14 protein-coding genes and 9 pseudogenes are annotated in these 14,870 nt (G+C 65.3%); 15 read left to right on the top strand and 8 right to left on the bottom strand.

The features are described from left to right. The first annotated feature begins 24 nt into the window (after positions 1-24). Positions 25-370 (top strand): annotated as a pseudogene (locus AB1281_RS24495) (hypothetical protein). A 260-nt stretch (positions 371-630) separates the two neighbouring features. Here the strand turns inward: AB1281_RS24495 and AB1281_RS24490 are convergent. From AB1281_RS24490 to AB1281_RS24480, 3 genes are all read right to left on the bottom strand, one after another. Further along, positions 631-864, bottom strand: coding sequence for a hypothetical protein (locus tag AB1281_RS24490; protein ID WP_430347253.1), 234 nt, complete (start codon positions 862-864; stop codon positions 631-633). Between the two features lie 156 nt (positions 865-1,020). Beyond that, the gene (locus AB1281_RS24485; protein ID WP_430347252.1) at positions 1,021-1,410 is read right to left on the bottom strand and encodes a hypothetical protein; all 390 of its coding nucleotides are present in this window, start codon (positions 1,408-1,410) and stop codon (positions 1,021-1,023) included. A 262-nt stretch (positions 1,411-1,672) separates the two neighbouring features. Beyond that, positions 1,673-2,113 (bottom strand): hypothetical protein, encoded by a 441-nt coding sequence (locus AB1281_RS24480; RefSeq protein WP_285303404.1) that lies wholly within the window; start codon positions 2,111-2,113, stop codon positions 1,673-1,675. A gap of 414 nt (positions 2,114-2,527) precedes the next feature. On the opposite strand from AB1281_RS24480, the gene AB1281_RS24475 reads away from it, so the two are divergent. Beyond that, positions 2,528-3,463, top strand: a complete 936-nt coding sequence (locus tag AB1281_RS24475; RefSeq protein ID WP_430345836.1) for an aspartyl protease family protein — start codon at positions 2,528-2,530, stop codon at positions 3,461-3,463. A 1-nt stretch (position 3,464) separates the two neighbouring features. Here AB1281_RS24475 and AB1281_RS24470 read toward each other — a convergent pair whose 3' ends face one another. Next, the gene (locus AB1281_RS24470; RefSeq protein ID WP_119006378.1) at positions 3,465-4,094 is read right to left on the bottom strand and encodes a cation transporter; all 630 of its coding nucleotides are present in this window, start codon (positions 4,092-4,094) and stop codon (positions 3,465-3,467) included. A gap of 84 nt (positions 4,095-4,178) precedes the next feature. Between AB1281_RS24470 and AB1281_RS24465 the strand changes: the two genes are divergently transcribed. Then, entirely contained in the window at positions 4,179-4,589 is a 411-nt protein-coding gene (locus AB1281_RS24465; protein ID WP_135968040.1) for a MerR family transcriptional regulator, read from the top strand. 30 nt (positions 4,590-4,619) lie between these two features. Here the strand turns inward: AB1281_RS24465 and arsH are convergent, their stop codons facing one another. Further along, positions 4,620-5,348, bottom strand: coding sequence for an arsenical resistance protein ArsH (gene arsH / locus AB1281_RS24460; RefSeq protein ID WP_430345837.1), 729 nt, complete (start codon positions 5,346-5,348; stop codon positions 4,620-4,622). 17 nt (positions 5,349-5,365) lie between these two features. On the opposite strand from arsH, the pseudogene AB1281_RS24455 reads away from it, so the two are divergent. The 5 genes and pseudogenes from AB1281_RS24455 to AB1281_RS24435 all read left to right on the top strand — a co-directional run bounded on the left by AB1281_RS24455 (position 5,366) and on the right by AB1281_RS24435 (position 8,715). Continuing rightward, positions 5,366-5,694: pseudogene (locus AB1281_RS24455) on the top strand (ArsR/SmtB family transcription factor). A 15-nt stretch (positions 5,695-5,709) separates the two neighbouring features. Then, positions 5,710-6,213: an arsenate reductase ArsC gene (locus AB1281_RS24450; protein WP_430345839.1), complete on the top strand. Its 504-nt coding sequence runs from the start codon at positions 5,710-5,712 to the stop codon at positions 6,211-6,213. 14 nt (positions 6,214-6,227) lie between these two features. Then, positions 6,228-7,260 (top strand): annotated as a pseudogene (arsB, locus tag AB1281_RS24445) (ACR3 family arsenite efflux transporter). A 175-nt stretch (positions 7,261-7,435) separates the two neighbouring features. Beyond that, positions 7,436-8,255, top strand: a pseudogene (locus AB1281_RS24440) (alpha/beta fold hydrolase). A 114-nt stretch (positions 8,256-8,369) separates the two neighbouring features. Next, positions 8,370-8,715 (top strand): annotated as a pseudogene (locus AB1281_RS24435) (RcnB family protein). A gap of 124 nt (positions 8,716-8,839) precedes the next feature. On the opposite strand, the gene AB1281_RS24430 reads toward AB1281_RS24435, so the two are convergent. Together AB1281_RS24430 and AB1281_RS24425 are read right to left on the bottom strand one after the other, a co-directional pair. Continuing rightward, on the bottom strand, positions 8,840-9,082 hold the full coding sequence (locus AB1281_RS24430) for a hypothetical protein (protein ID WP_430347251.1): 243 nt from the start codon (positions 9,080-9,082) through the stop codon (positions 8,840-8,842). Between the two features lie 17 nt (positions 9,083-9,099). Further along, entirely contained in the window at positions 9,100-9,480 is a 381-nt protein-coding gene (locus AB1281_RS24425) for a hypothetical protein (protein WP_430345843.1), read from the bottom strand. 95 nt (positions 9,481-9,575) lie between these two features. Between AB1281_RS24425 and AB1281_RS24420 the strand changes: the two genes are divergently transcribed. The 5 genes and pseudogenes from AB1281_RS24420 to AB1281_RS24400 all read left to right on the top strand — a co-directional run bounded on the left by AB1281_RS24420 (position 9,576) and on the right by AB1281_RS24400 (position 11,928). Then, complete coding sequence (locus AB1281_RS24420; protein WP_430347250.1) at positions 9,576-9,764, top strand: hypothetical protein; 189 nt, start codon at positions 9,576-9,578, stop codon at positions 9,762-9,764. After that, the gene (locus tag AB1281_RS24415) at positions 9,761-10,207 is read left to right on the top strand and encodes a hypothetical protein (RefSeq protein WP_430345845.1); all 447 of its coding nucleotides are present in this window, start codon (positions 9,761-9,763) and stop codon (positions 10,205-10,207) included. Before AB1281_RS24420 ends, AB1281_RS24415 begins: the two co-directional genes overlap by 4 nt. A gap of 36 nt (positions 10,208-10,243) precedes the next feature. Further along, a pseudogene (locus AB1281_RS24410) lies at positions 10,244-10,774 on the top strand (nuclear transport factor 2 family protein). A 144-nt stretch (positions 10,775-10,918) separates the two neighbouring features. Continuing rightward, on the top strand, positions 10,919-11,335 hold the full coding sequence (locus tag AB1281_RS24405; RefSeq protein ID WP_430347249.1) for a hypothetical protein: 417 nt from the start codon (positions 10,919-10,921) through the stop codon (positions 11,333-11,335). Positions 11,336-11,533: 198 nt separating this feature from the next. Beyond that, positions 11,534-11,928, top strand: a pseudogene (locus AB1281_RS24400) (diacylglycerol kinase). A 50-nt stretch (positions 11,929-11,978) separates the two neighbouring features. On the opposite strand, the gene AB1281_RS24395 reads toward AB1281_RS24400, so the two are convergent. After that, on the bottom strand, positions 11,979-12,647 hold the full coding sequence (locus AB1281_RS24395) for a M14 family metallopeptidase (RefSeq protein WP_430347248.1): 669 nt from the start codon (positions 12,645-12,647) through the stop codon (positions 11,979-11,981). A gap of 398 nt (positions 12,648-13,045) precedes the next feature. Between AB1281_RS24395 and AB1281_RS24390 the strand changes: the two are divergent. Together AB1281_RS24390 and AB1281_RS24385 are read left to right on the top strand one after the other, a co-directional pair. Then, a pseudogene (locus AB1281_RS24390) lies at positions 13,046-13,698 on the top strand (DUF3348 family protein). Positions 13,699-13,709: 11 nt separating this feature from the next. Then, positions 13,710-14,870, top strand: a pseudogene (locus AB1281_RS24385) (DUF802 domain-containing protein); the annotation flags it as partial.

The raw sequence follows: 14,870 nt of genomic DNA, 5'->3' as shown, positions 1-14,870 counted from the left end.
GATTGCCCTGCACGGAGCCTTGCCATGAACGAAACCGACTTCCCCCATCTGCATGCCTATCGCGGCACCGCCTGCAGTGGACAGGAACACCTTCATTGCCAACCTCAACCGCATCGGCTCCGGTGCGGCGGCCGATGGCCAACCCTGGCCGGAGCGGCATCAACTGCCCGGCCGCTGCCTGGCCCTGGCCGACGCCGATTGCGCGTTGAGCGGGTTGCGGGTTGTGCTGGAAATGCTGCTGGCGGCGGAACGCCCCCGACAGAACGCCGAACCCGAAGAGTACGTGGGCGACCGGGTGATGGAGGCGTTGGTCATGGCCTGCCAGTCGTTGTGCGCGCAGGCGATGGGACGGTTGCAGCCCGAAGGGTGAAGGCCATCTGCAACGCCATTCAGCGAGGATCGCCTCCCGCGCGACACGCCGTCGGCGCAGCGCCCTTGTCCGGAGGAACCGTGAGTACATTCCAGCGCTCGGCCAGGTGCGCTCGAGGCGAACAGAGAATGACCGTGCCTCGGCGGGCATCTTCCCTTCAGAGAAGCCGATAGCTATCTCGAAGCGATCCAATCCGAGGTTCCCCGCCTCCAGTCCAGAGCCGTCTTCCCGCTTCACTCCGACGTAGACGACGGGGCGCTTCATGTCCACCTTTGCCCTGCAAGCTGGCGATCCAATTCAGCGCTGCCATCAAAGAACTGCATTCCTTCGTCCTTGGCGATAGAGCTGAGGATCTGCTTGAGCCGCCTCAAGCCCTCTTGGTCATGCACGCAGAACTGGATCATCCTGAAGGGCCGCTTTCCTACAGCCCATGCGCCGCCAGAGAATCCAAGTCCGACTCCAATCAGAAGTAGTGCTGTCAGGAGCTTCACCATCATCGACGCCCCAATATGTAGAGTGTGGCGGCCAACGGCACCGCCGGAGCAAGAATCACGAAACCAAGCACGTAGGACGACTCGGTCGTCTCAGGCAGCAGCCTGTGGATGAGGAAGACCTCGTCGGGGGTGAGGAATCGGGGCACGGGATGTCCTTCAGGGCACTGCATCCGCCATCGGCAGATGCTCGATCCACCATGACTTGGCGTAGATAAGAATGATGCTTCCAGTCGAACTGGTTTCGATGTGGAAACACTTCACGCCGGATAGCGGATAGCCGACCGCCTTCCAACGATCAAGAAGATAGGCGAGTCCCGGCTCGTCATCGTCGACCCTGGCGAACTCGATTCCCTCTTCACCCAGCATGCCGAAGTTCATGAGCGCCGAGCACCCGTACGCTTCCGAGAAGCAAACGGTTGCCTGCCGGCCATCCGGCCAGCGCACCTGCACCTTTACCTCATCGCATACGCCAGGATTGCTTCTGTCGATGTTGATGGTCAGCAACGTGGCGTCACACCATTCGAGCGCGTTGAAATCCTCATTCATCTACTGGAACCCTTCAGGCGCATACGACCGGGCGACGAATCCGGGCGCCGCCAACTTGGCGGCAGCGCCACTCTTTCTCTCAGACTGTCTTTAATTCCATTCGCCTCTACTTACCGCCTGCCCTACAGCCACCATAGACGACGGAGCCGATACCCTAGAATTTCTCCCACACAGTCGTCACCACGGCCACGCGCCCCAAGAGCCTTGAGGTCGCCAATTGCCACTCACGCATTTCGCTTGCCAGGTGAGACCGCCCATCCACCTAGAATTTTATTCCACTGTAAACAAGGCCCAACTCTTCATCTTGCATGACCCAGCGACCAACATTACCCTCCGGACACAGATAGAACTTGCCGCCATAGCTTGACGCTCGCGACCACGCGTTGCGGGCAAACTGAGGAAATCTCCGCATGACTCGCGCGTCGGACATCTCCGGCCTGCTCACTAGCCTGCAGTCTTCGGGCAAAGCAAGAATCCCGCTGGTTAGGCGGAAAACCAGCCACGATTCATTTGTGTCCATGTCGTGCGATTCGCGTATGTTGACCGCGTCCTCAGGCAACCATGAAGGCAACCACTTCGATTCACCGATTGCTTGTCTTGAGACGGCTTGATTGCGGTCTGCATACTCGGTGCTGGCAACTTCCATGCAACCAGAAAGTGCGATTGACAGCATCACGACTGGGAGCAGCTTGGGAGCGTACATTTGAGGCGTCCAAGTCATCAGTAGGGGAAGCTTCCACCCGGACGATAGCTCCCGCACATCTGCGAGCAACTCCCCGTACGGCTCATTTGTCCAGATGATCGTCCGAGGCGATTTGCCAGCTGAGACGAACACAGCGCCGGCGGGAACGAGAACGCGGGGGTAGAGCGCCATCACGTCATGCTTCGGATCGTCCCTGGTCCGGAATGCGGCAGTGCCACATGCCGCCTTTATCGTTGAAGACGGTGACATATTCAAGTCAAGGCCCGCGACATCCGTCACATTTCCACCCGCGAGGATTTCAGATCCAGCCGATTGCCGCGACAGCTTTCGGAGCAGCCTGCGGAGCAGGAAAAACCTGCAACCGCCTGCATCCCTCACGCATCAGAAGATCCTGGACACCCATGGAACAGGATCATGAGGCGCATTCCCCCGCACCGCCATAGCGCACTCGGCACTCGCCGTTGGCGCAGCATTGTCATCTTCACTCTGTGGCCGTTCGCTGCGCCCACCCTCGCCTCACCCGTGCTGGAGAGCGCCTGTTCCCTCGCCGCCCGCCCGGGCGAGCGCATCATCGACGTTCCCTTCGACGTCTTCGACGGGCGCATCCATGTGCAGGTGCAGGTCAACGGCAGCGGCCCCTACCGCTTCGCCATCGATACCGGCGCCAGCGGAATGGCCCGCGCGGACAGCCGCCTGGTGCGGAAACTGACGCTACCTGCGGACGCCAGCACCCACCACTCCGACGGCGTGCAGACAGCGCGGGCCGACACAGTGCGCATCGACGCCCTGGCGCTCGCCGGGCTGCGCCACAGCGACGTGACCGCGCTCACCCGCGACTACAACGCACGGCAATCCAAAGACGCAGTGTTCGACGGCATCCTTGCGCGCGGATTCTTCGCTGATGGCGTGCTGATCATCGATTACCCCCAACGGCGCCTGCAGTTCCGCCGCGACATCGACCTCCTGCCCGCGCAACCGGACACGCTCGCCTACTCACGCGCCTTCCGCATCCCGGTGAAGATTGGAACAGTGACCACAGAGGCGCAGCTGGACACCGGCGCCAACGTCGCGATGGTGCTGCCCACTGCACGCTTCCGGCAGGCATCCGGTGCCGCAGTGACCACCGGGGATCGACTGACCCTCAGTCACGGCGAGGTCGATGGCGGACGTGCACGACTGGATGTTCCCGTGTTGATTGGCGGCCTGGCGCTGCAGGGGCTGGACGTACGGGTGTCCGATCGCTATCCGGAAGCGGTGGTGGGCGCCCATGCGCTGCAGGAAGCGGTGGTGCTGATCGATCAGCGCAGCCAAGAGGTTGCAGTCTGCCCAAGCAAGCATCACCGTAACTGAGTCACTGGTGGCGTGCTGCCCGCCATGCCGGCCACGCTTCAGCGATCACGCTCACTGCCGACCTCAGGAACAACAGGGCGATCACTGCGCCGACGACAATATCCGGCCAGCCGCGCCCGGTCATGGCCACGCCACCTGCGGCCACCAGCACCCCCAGGTTCGCGGCCACGTCATTGCGCGAGCACTCGAACGTGCTCTTCATGTTGATGTTCAACCTGCGGAACCGCCATAGCAGCGCCAGGCAGGTGAGGTTCGCCACCAGGGCAATGCCACCGAACACCAGCATCAGCGTGCTGGACGGTGGCACGCCGTTGACCAGCTTGCCAGCCACTTCGAACACGATGAACACGAAGAAGGCCAGGATCAGCAGGCCCTTGGCCAGCGCCGCGCCCGCTTCCCAGCGCGCGCCCCGGTTTACCGCCCACAGGCTCAGGCCATAGACGATGGCATCGCCCAGCATGTCGACCGCATCGGCCTGCAGGGCACTGGACCGCGCGGCAAGGCCCGCGCCGAACTCGATGAAGAACATCGCCAGGTTGATTGCCAGCACCGCCACCAGTACCCGCCGTTGAGCGCTGTGCAGCGCTATCGATGCCAGCTCCTGGCGTTTGTGGCCGCAGCACTGGTCCATGGGGGCGCTCCGCCGGGCGTGCCCGGGCTTGAAATGAAAGGGAGCTGCCTTTATCAACCTTGTAGCCCCTACAAGGTCAAGCCCATGACAGCCCCACTCACCATCGGCCAGTTGGCCCGCCAGACCGGCACCAAGGCAGAAACCATCCGCTATTACGAAAAGATCGGGCTGCTGCAGCCGCCGCTGCGCTCGCAGGGCAACTACCGCTGCTACGACGCACAGGACCAACGGCGGCTGGCATTCGTGCGTCGTGCGCGCGAGCTGGGGTTCGCCATCGAGCAGATCCGCGAGCTGATCGCCTTCGGCGAACAACGCGAGCACCAATGCAGTTCGGTGGATGACGTGGTGAAGGCGCACATTGCCGACATCGCGCGCAGGATTGCCGACCTGCAGGCGCTGCAGGGCGAACTGCAGCGGATGATCGGCAATTGCCCCGGTGGGCGCGTGGCCGACTGCCGCGTGCTGGAGGCCCTGCAGCCCGCGCCGGCTAGCTGAGCAGGAACCGCGCGCAATTCGGCATCCGCCTTAGATGCCGGTCGCTCCCGCCGCCCGCGCCAGCTCCACCGCCAACGCATCGCCCTTGCGCTCGCTGTAACGGTCCACGAGGTAGTCGGCGCGGCCGCGGGTGAGCAGCGTGAACTTCACCAGTTCTTCGACCACATCCACCACGCGATCGTAGTAGGGCGAGGGCTTCATCCGTCCGTCTTCGTCGAACTCCTGCCAGGCCTTGGCCACCGACGACTGGTTGGGAATGGTCAACATGCGCATCCAACGGCCCAGTACCCGCAGCGTATTGACCGTGTTGAACGACTGCGAACCGCCGCAGACCTGCATCACCGCCAGCGTCCTGCCCTGGGTCGGCCGCACGCTGCCGTCTTCCAGTGGCAGCCAGTCGATCTGGTTCTTGAACACGCCGGTCACCGTACCGTGCCGCTCCGGGCTGACCCACACCTGCCCTTCCGACCAGTGCGACCACTCGCGCAGCCGCTGCACTTCCGGGTGCTCCTTGTCCACGCTGTCCAGCAGCGGCAAGGCATGTGGATCGAACACGCGCGTTTCGCAGCCCAGATGCTGCAGCAGCCGTTCGGCCTCCAGTGCCAGCTTGCGGCTGAACGATTGCGGCCGCAGTGAGCCGTACATCAGCAGGATGCGTGGCGGCCCCTGGCGTTCGGCGGCCAACCGCTGGTGATCAGGCTGGGGAAGGGAGGCTTCCCTCAGATGGGGCAGCGAAGGACTTGTGATCGGCTTATTCATTCGACTATTCTAGAAATATGGAAACATCAAATGCAATCGCTGCGCTCACCGCGCTCGGCCACGCCACCGCCTGGCAGCCTTCCGCCTGCTGGTCGAAGCCGGCCCGGCCGGTCGCATGGCCGGCGACATCGCCGCAGCGCTCCAGGTTCCTCCCGCCACCCTCAGCTTCCACCTGAAGGAGCTGGTACAGGCCGGCCTGGTCGAGAGCGAGAGCCAGGGCCGCCACGTCTGCTACCGCGCGAATTTCGGCGCAATGAGCGGCTTGATCGAGTACCTCACGCACAACTGCTGCGCCGGTTCGCCCAGCGAACAGTGCACGCCGTCGGGCAATCCCTGCAGCTGCTGATACGGAAACGCCTTCATGTCCCGCTCCATCCTGTTTCTCTGCACCGGCAACAGCGCCCGCAGCGTGCTGGCCGAAGCCACCCTGCGCGCATGGGGCGGCGACCGCTTCACGGCCTACAGTGCCGGCAGCCACCCGACCGGCCAGGTCAATCCGTTCGCGCTTGCACAGCTGCGCGCAGAAGGCATCCCGGTCGGGGGACTGCGCAGCAAATCCTGGGATGAGTTCGCTGATGCCGCCCCCATGGATCTTGTGATCACCGTCTGCGATGCGGCGGCAGCGGAAGCCTGCCCCGTGGTGTTCGGTGACTTCATCCGCGGCCATTGGGGCCTGCCGGACCCGGCCGAGGCAGAGGGCAGCGATGCCGACAAGGCTGCCGCCTTCGCCCATGCGCATGCCATCGTGAAGGCGCGCGTGCAGGCCCTGCTGGCGCTGCCCGGGCACGTGTGGCAAGACCGCGGAGTGCTGCAGCAGGCACTGGACCAGATCGGCCACCTGCTGCCGGCAGCGCGCACGCCATGAGCACAGCGGCACCCATGGGCCTGTTCGAGCGCCAGCTGACGCTCTGGGTCGCGCTGTGCATCATCACCGGCACGCTGCTCGGGCACTTCCTGCCCGGTGCTTTCGCCTCCCTGGCGGCAGCTGAAGCGGCCAGGGTCAACCTGCCGGTGGCGGTGCTGATCTGGCTGATGATCATCCCGATGCTGCTGCGGGTGGATTTCGGTGCGATGCGCCAGCTGGGGCAGCACTGGAAAGGCATCGGGGTGACGCTGTTCATCAACTGGGCGGTGAAGCCATTCTCGATGGCGCTGCTGGGCTGGCTCTTCCTGCGCCACGTCTTTGCGGACTGGCTGCCCGCAGGCCAGATCGACAGCTACATCGCCGGCCTGATCCTGCTGGCCGCCGCGCCGTGCACGGCCATGGTGTTCGTGTGGAGCAACCTGTGCCGCGGCGATGCCAACTTCACGCTGAGCCAGGTGGCACTGAACGACGCGATCATGGTGGTGGCCTATGCGCCGGTGGTGGCGCTGCTGCTCGGGCTTTCGGCCATCACCGTACCGTGGGATACGTTGCTGCTGTCGGTCGGCCTGTACATCGTGGCGCCGGTGCTGCTGGCCGCGTTGCTGCGGCGCTGGCTCCTGTCGCGCCATGGCCAGCCCGGGCTGCAGGCGGCGCTGCGCCGGCTGGGGCCACTGTCACTGTCGGCGCTGCTGCTGACGCTGGTGCTGCTGTTCGGGTTCCAGGGCCAGCAGATCGTCCAGCAGCCGCTGGTGATCGCATTGATCGCGGTCCCGATCCTGATCCAGGTCTATTTCACCTCCGGCCTGGCCTACCTGCTCAACCGGCGCCTGGGTGTGGCGCACTGCGTGGCCGGGCCGTCGGCGCTGATCGGCGCCAGCAACTTCTTCGAACTGGCGGTGGCGACGGCCGTGGGCCTGTTCGGTGTCCACTCCGGTGCGGCGCTGGCTACGGTGGTGTGGGGTGCTGATTGAAGTCCCCGTGATGCTTTCGGTGGTGAAGATCGTGAACCGGTCGCGCGACTGGTATGAGGCACGCGAGCGCGCCTGAGGCGGCCATGCCGGAGGCGGCGGCTGGGCCGCCCCCGTGACTTCCAGCACGTATGAATGGTGTACTACATCACTACATTACCAGCACGACCTGTCGCTGGGTCGGCAGGCGGGCCTCGCTCCCTTGCCTGATTCATTCAGGAGGGCGGCGCGCCTCCATGACCCGGAGATGTCGAATGAAACGCAACCGAGTGAAGCTGTGGGCGCTGGCGGTACTGTTCCTGGCCATGGGCAGCGTATCGGCGCGGGAGATCACGGTTGATCGCGGCGCCTACGCGCTCCAGGCACAGGAGTCAGGTAGCGGCGCGGTCACCGTGGTCTTTGAATCAGGGTTCGGCCAGGGTGCCGGCGTCTGGAAGGATGTGATCACCGGGCTGGGAGAGGACTACCACAGCATCGCGTACGCGCGCGCCGGCCTCGGAAAGTCCGGCAGCAATGGCCAGCCCAAGCGCATCGACGAACACCTGGCGGATCTTACTGCTGTCATCGATACACTCGCGCCGGGGCGCAAGGTCGTGCTGGTCGGCCACTCCTATGGTGGACTGCTCGCCACCGAGTTCGCGCGGCGTCATCCCGATCGCCTGCAGGGCCTGGTACTGGTCGATCCGGCCACGATGGGGCAGCGGCACGCCTTCAGGCAGGCCGATGCCGCACGCATCCAGGCAGACGACACCTCGCTGCGCGCCATGCTGTCACCTGCGATGGTCGCCGACTACGCCATCCTCATCGAGCAGCTTGATGCGCCGGGGTGCGCAGACACCTCAGACGATGCCGGATGTACCGGTCGCGCTGCTCACCGCCACGCAGATCGCCAGCGAACCGCTCTTCTTCGAAGAAACCGCACAGGGCAAGGCTCTCTGGAAGATCCAGCACGCCCTGCTCTTCTCCGGATTCACCCGAGGCTCGCATCGCTATCTGGACACCGGCCACAACCTCCATCGCGAGAATCCGGCGGCGGTCGTCTCGGCCATCCAATCGGTCTCGGCTCGCCCTTAGTCGCCAGCGGGCTGAACTTCTGTGCATGTGGAACGGCGCTGGAATGTATTCACATTCGTTGATCCATACTCCGCAGCACCACGCCGCATGCAGCGGCAAGGCCCGGAGGTTGCGATGAACACTGCACGCTTGTTCGCCATTGCGTTGACCACGGCTGCCGCACTGGCTGCGGCACCGCCTTCGCCGATCCGCCGCACCATGCGCGCGGCAACGGGCCACCGCCGCACGCCGGTGGCCCGCACAACCGTGATGCACCGCCGCCGGGCTGGCAGAAGAAGGCCTGGCGTCGCGGCGAGCGCCTGCCATGGGCAGAAGTGGACCGCCGCTACTGGGTGGACGACTACACGCGCTATCACCTGCGCGAGCGGGCCGCGACCGGCGTTGGGTGCGCCAGTCCGATAACGAGTACCTGTTGGTGGAGATCGCCACCGGTTTGATCATCGACGCGCTGCACCGCTGAAGCGACTTGCTGCGTCTCCACACGCGGCGAATTAGCCCGCTGCAGACACCTTACGACCGGGGCCGACCCGATCGTCGGTACTTGCGCCCACGGCGCCGCACCTGCTTGCGAGGCGGCCCGGCATTCATGCCGGCCGCAGTGCGATACTCCCGCACATCAACGCCGCAGCAAAGAGCCCCATCGCCACCAGCATTTCGAATCCGCGATCACCAAAGAGCAGGCGGATGGAGATCTCCAGTGAGCACAACCTGCCGCAGCGAAGGCCCTGCTCGTTGAAGCCATAGATGAGCACCAGTACGCCCATCAGCCCGCACAACGCCATGAGGGCCAGGCTTGCGATGAAGATGAAAGGTCGATGGATGCGCATGCGCTCGTCGTGGTCTTCTACGGTGATGTCCAGCGCGACGTTGCGAGCACGCGATCGGAAGCATCCAGCTCTACCGACCAGGCTTCGGTATCCAGGCCCAGCCGGTTCTCATACCACCATCGCTGCACACAGCGGCCACTGCATCCCCTGCTGGCATAGCGGGTAAAGGGAACACCGGCGTGCTCCACCACGTCAGGCTGCCCCAGCGCCCGGAGTACTTCGGCCTTGCCCGCCCCCGCCGGAACCGAGGCAAGCGCGCGGGAATGCCACGCCGAGATTGCCGAGCAACCGGCAACGTACGCCACGAACAGGCCGGCAAGCCCCCACATCAGTGTCCTCATTGACAGATCCCCTCCTGCGCCGCGCGCCCGCGCATCATCCGCGCAGACCTTCTTCAACGTCAAACCTCGGCAAGCGGGCCTGTTGCAGCGCCCTGCATCCGTGCTAGCGTGCGCCGACCGATGATTCAGGATGAACACAGGGACGCCCGTCGATGGCAGGCAAGAGCCGGAAGGACAGGATCGCGCAGGAGATCGGCCTGTTCATGCAGCAGTACGCGCGCAAGGCCCAGCGCCATACCGAACCCAACGACCGGCCGTACGATCGGAACTGGAAGAGCGGTTCAAGCGCTTGCCACCGGAAGAACTGGCAGGCTGCTTTCCGGAGAAGAGGACGACGATGACTAGCCCCGCCGGAATGGCCAGGCGCGCCATCGTCGTGACAGTCTGTAGCGCGCTATGCGCCTGCGGCCTGGTGATGGACAGTTCGTTCGACACCCTGCAGCAGGCCATCGACTCCGAGAGGGTGAACAAGGGATGGATTCCCGGCTGGGTGCCCCACGAGGCGACCAACCTGCGCGAGGTGCACGACCTCGACTCAAACACCAGCGCGCTGGCCTTTACCAAGCCCCCTGCGATACCACTGCAGCTGCCTGCGGATTGCCAGGCAACCACATTCAACAACAGCGATCCTGTTGCGTTCGATCGATACTGGTGGCCTGGCAACGCGACGCTCAGCGCGTCGTACCGCGTATTTCACTGCGCGCCCGAATCCGGAAAATCAGTCTTCGTCGCCATCAACAGGACCGAAGACCACGTGCTTTTCTGGCGAACTTACGCGCGGTGATGCGTTAGCGCCACCTCACTCCTCCCCAGGGACCCCATGATGCCTAACGCACGTGCACGCTTCGCCGCCCTCGCCCTTTTGCTCCCGGCGTGCCTGCCGGCATACGCCGCGCAGAACGCACCCGCCGACGTCAAGGCGATCGAACAGGTGGTCGAGTCCTTCCGCACCTCGCTGATCAACAAGGACAAGCCGACCTACATGGGCCTGTTCTTCTCGGACAAACCGGAAGACATCGGCTGGCAGTACGTCTCCGAGATGTGCGCCTGCAGGACATCCGCAAGGCCAAGCCCGATGCGATCAAGGCGCGGCGGATTCCCGCCAACAACTTCATCGCACTGATCGACGGGGCGGTGGCCTCGCCGAAACCGAAGGAGGAGACATTCTCCAACACGAAGATCGAGACGGATGGCGATGTAGCCTCGGTGTCGTTTGACTACAGCTTCCCACGACGATGGAGTGAAGACCAACTGGGGCAAGGAGATGTGGCAGCTGATCCGCACCGAACAGGGCTGGAAGATCTTCTCGGTGATCTATTCGATCCGCGATTCACGCAGCCCGGCCGAATGAGTGATCTGTCAGACTGGTGCCCACCGTCCGTCCACGCCAGCCAGACCCCGATGACCCGGATTGCCGATCTCAACGCCGACCAACTCGCCCACCACGCGCTCAACATCTTCATCGCCCAGGGCCCGCCATGTGGAAGGCGCCCGCGTGATCTACCGGGCCTTGCAACTGGATACACACCATCCCGGTGCACTGCGCTGCCTGAGCGATTTCCTGGCCCACGAAGGCACCGAACCGTTCGCAGCGGCCACGCTGGAACACGCCCTGTCTGGTGCCGTTCCACTGGATGACGATGCGCGCCGGATGCTGGATGACCTCCGCTTCCTCGACATCTGGTCCTGGGGGTTTTCGCGGCACGTCTCCGGCGAAGCCAACCTCAGCGGCGAAGCCTTCCAGCAGCGCGACGACTTCGTCTTCGATGGGCCCGGCCTATGCGGCCTTCCTCAATACGGTCACCGAGCCGGCCGGTTCGTTGCAGGGCGCCTTCAAGGCGGCCGTCCGCATCTGCGGGCTGATGTCCGGCCTGCTGCGTCATGCGGAGAAGGACAATCCGGCGTTCGATGATGTGCTGCGCTCCTCCGCCTTCGTCGAGACCGAGGGCGTACCCGGCATGGCGGCCTCGCCGACGGATGATCTGGATGCCCTCGACCAGACATCCAGGCGCAGCGCCAGGCCGGATGAAGGAAAATCCAACGGGCGTCCGACGCTTTCCCGACGCCCGCCTGCACATCCTGTCGTGAGGTCAATTCATGGCAGACCGGCATGCAGCCACCTCACCCCAGGGACAGCGGCAAGTACCCGCACGGCAAGACCGGGATTCGCCGCATCTTCCATACGCTGATCCATTCGCGCGATGGCTTCATCGCCACCTTCCGTGGCGAAGCGGCCTTCCGGCAGCTGTTGCTGCTGCATGCACTGCTGATCGCCACCGCCTTCCTGCTCGACATCAGCCGGGTCGAACGCGCCCGTGGTGCTGGCAGTCTGCTTCATCCGCCTGCTGGTGGAACTGCTCAACTCGGCCATCGAAGCGGTGGGTCGACCGCATCTCGCTTGACCACCACCCACTGTCCAAGAACGCCAAGGACATGGGCAGCGCCGCACAGACCACCGCACTGCTGATGGTCGGCACGGTGTGGGGGGTGATCCTGCTGGGCTAGTTCACGCCCGAGCCGCCGGGCATGACCCGGCGCGCCCCTGGACGGAGGTATTACTGCGTGGCCAGGGCGAAATCCAGACCCGCACACACCGCCGCCACCTGGGCGTCGTTGCATTCCTGCGGGTTGGTGCGGCGGGCTGTCCGGGTAGACCTCGGTGTGTCGGTGGCAAAGCGCGCGTCGGTGAAGCCGGCGCAGGCGCCGATCGAACGCGACTCACCCCAGACCACGCCGGCGACTGCAGCGGCAGGCCGACCAGGTCTGCCCTCGGCGTCGGCCGGGGCGATATGGGTGACCGGGGCGACGGCGGTGATCAACGCCTTCTGGAACTCGGCCTGCGGGTCTTCGCTGTTGCCGATCACATAGAAGCCATCCGGAATGGTGTCGCGCTCGAACGGCTTGCCGTCGCGGGCGCAGCGTGCCGGATCGAACTCGTGCAGGTCGCTGTCGGTGGTCTCGTGCAGGTCCAGGTGCACCAGCACGGTTCGGCTTGCGCTCGGGCCACCCAGCGCATCAGCGCGGCGGCTTCCTCGACTCTGGCCGCCGTCACGGAAGCTGCGGTTCGGGTCGATGGCATCCGGGTTCCAGCGCTGGATGCGCTCGTAGCCCCACGGGCTGACGCACGGCGCCACGATCAGGTTCAACCGGCCCAGGTAACGCTCGGCCTGCTGTTCCAGGAACTGCAGGGCGCCATGCACGCCGCTGGTCTCATAGCCATGCACGCCGCCGGTGATCAGCGCGGTCGCAGCGCCGGGTTCCAGTTGTGGTTGACCACGGCGAACAGCGGGTAATGGTCCGGCGCGTAGTCCAGCTGCCGTACTGGATCACATCGAAGCTGTCGTCCAGGCGTTTCAAGCGCGGGCCACCACGTCGTCGTGGTAGCTGCGCTGGCGCTGCTGGCGGGCCCGCCACTGTGCGCGTTCGCGTCGCCCCAAGGGCTGTCCGGGGGTGCCGATCGGTAGACTGCGCAACAGTCATTGGGTACTCCAAGGGTCAAACGGATGGGTGCAGCCGGACATTCTAAGCCCTTCGCGCCTGCGGGTGCCCTCCCCCGGCCCCGCCTTCATCCAGGCCGGGTCATCTGTTGTAAAATCAACGGTTTTTGGCCCCTCACCCCTTGATGGCGAAAGCAGCGCAGCCGGTCCTGGGTGGACGGAATTCCTCCGCCTGCTCGCCCGTCTCAGCGACCGGCGCGATGCCGGCCAGCAGTCCGCCCTGACCGATCGCCTCGGCCAGTGGGTGGACTGGAGCCGTGCCGTGGCCCTGTCCGGGGCCTTGGGCGGGCGCCTGCCGAGCCGGGTGAGGCCGCCGAAGCGGCCCGGATGTGCTGGACGACTGCGCCCAGGCCCATGCCAGCCTGCTGGCCTCGATCAGCGAGGATGCCGAGGCCGAGCGCCTGCTGGACCTGGCCGAAGCCGCCGCCGCACCCAATTTCGCCTCGCTGCGCCAGCGCTACCGGGTGCTGCAGCAGGCCATCCAGACCGCCACCGGGCGACTGCGCGGCCGCCTGCGCGACCAGCTGGTACAAGTTTCGCCCGAGCTGGCACGGCTGGCCGAGGTCGATGCGGTGATGGAACAGACCCTCACCCCGCGCGAGCACAGCCTGCTTGGCCACTGCCGCGGCGGTGCTCGGCGCCCCGTTTTGAACGCGTGCACGGCCAGCCCGGCTGGCGCGCGGCCTTCCGCCATGACATGCGCACCCTGCTGCTTGCCGAGCTGCAGCTGCGCTTCCACCCGATCGAAGGGCTGCAAGACGCCCTGCGCTCCCACTGACCGGAAACACCATGTCCAGAACTGCTTTCCATGTCGTTGTTTTCCTTGTCGGCCTGCTGGCCGTGTGCTGGATCGGCATTTGGCTACGTTTCGGTGCATCCGCTGGGTTGCAGCGGTGGCGGCGATCATCGCGGCCTGCTACATCGCCGGTGGCGTGGAGCTGTACCGCTACCGCCAGGCCAGCAACGGCCTGCGCAGCGCACTGAGTGACCTGTCCAGCGCGAAGGAAAGCCTTGCCCCTGGCTGGATGCGCGTGCCGATGGGCCCTGCGGCAACGCCGTGCGTCTGCGCGTGGAAGGCGAACGCACCGCCCTGCCCGCGCCGGTGCTGACCCCGTACCTGGTTGGCCTGCTGGTACTGCTGGGCATGCTCGGTACCCTGCTGGGCATGATGGACACCCTGCGCGGCACCGGCCTGGCCCTGCAGAGCGCAACCGACATGGCCGCCATCCGCGGTTCGCTGGCGTCGCCAGTACAGGGCCTGGCGGTGGCGTTCGGCACCTCGATCGCCGGTGTTGCCAGTTCGGCCATGCTCGGCCTGCTGGCGGCGCTGCTGCGCCGTGACCGCCTGCAGGCCGTGCAGCAGCTGGACCGTGCCATTGCCGGCGACCTGCACCCCTACTCGCAGGCCTGGCAGCGCGCCGAATCGCTGCGCCTGTTGCAGGGCACAGTCCGCCGCGCTGCCGGCGCTGGTCGACCGCCTGCAGGCGATGACCAGCACCTTCGAACAGCACAGTGCGGGCCGCCAATGAGCGTCTGCTGGCCGGCCAGGCCGAGTTCCTGACCCAGAGCCAGGCGCTGCAGGAACGCCTGGCCGTCTCGCTGCAGCAGTCGCTGCGCGAAGGTGCCGAGGCCAGTGCCGCTGCCATCGGTGGCGCGCTGCAGCCGATGGCCCGAAACCACGCTGGCCGGCCTCGCCCACCATGGTGAGGCACTCCATGCCCGTGTCGAGCAGGCGGTGCAGCAGCAGTTGTCTGGCCTGAGCGACGGATTCGAGCGCAGCCGCGTCGCCACCGAAGCCAGCTGGGCCAAGGTCGTGAACGAGCAGACCCAGGCACAACAGGCGCTGGTGAGTGATCTGCGTCAGCACCTGCAGGCCTTCAGCGATGGCCAGGGCACGCAGGCCGAAGCACTGGTCGCGCGCATCGGCGAGCGCCTGCAGGCCGATGCCAG

The sequence above is a fragment of the Stenotrophomonas sp. NRRL B-14846 genome (assembly GCF_050473585.1).
Taxonomy (GTDB): Bacteria; Pseudomonadota; Gammaproteobacteria; order Xanthomonadales; family Xanthomonadaceae; genus Stenotrophomonas.
Note: the sequence above shows the minus strand (reverse complement) of the source record. Positions and strands in the feature narration are given on the sequence as shown.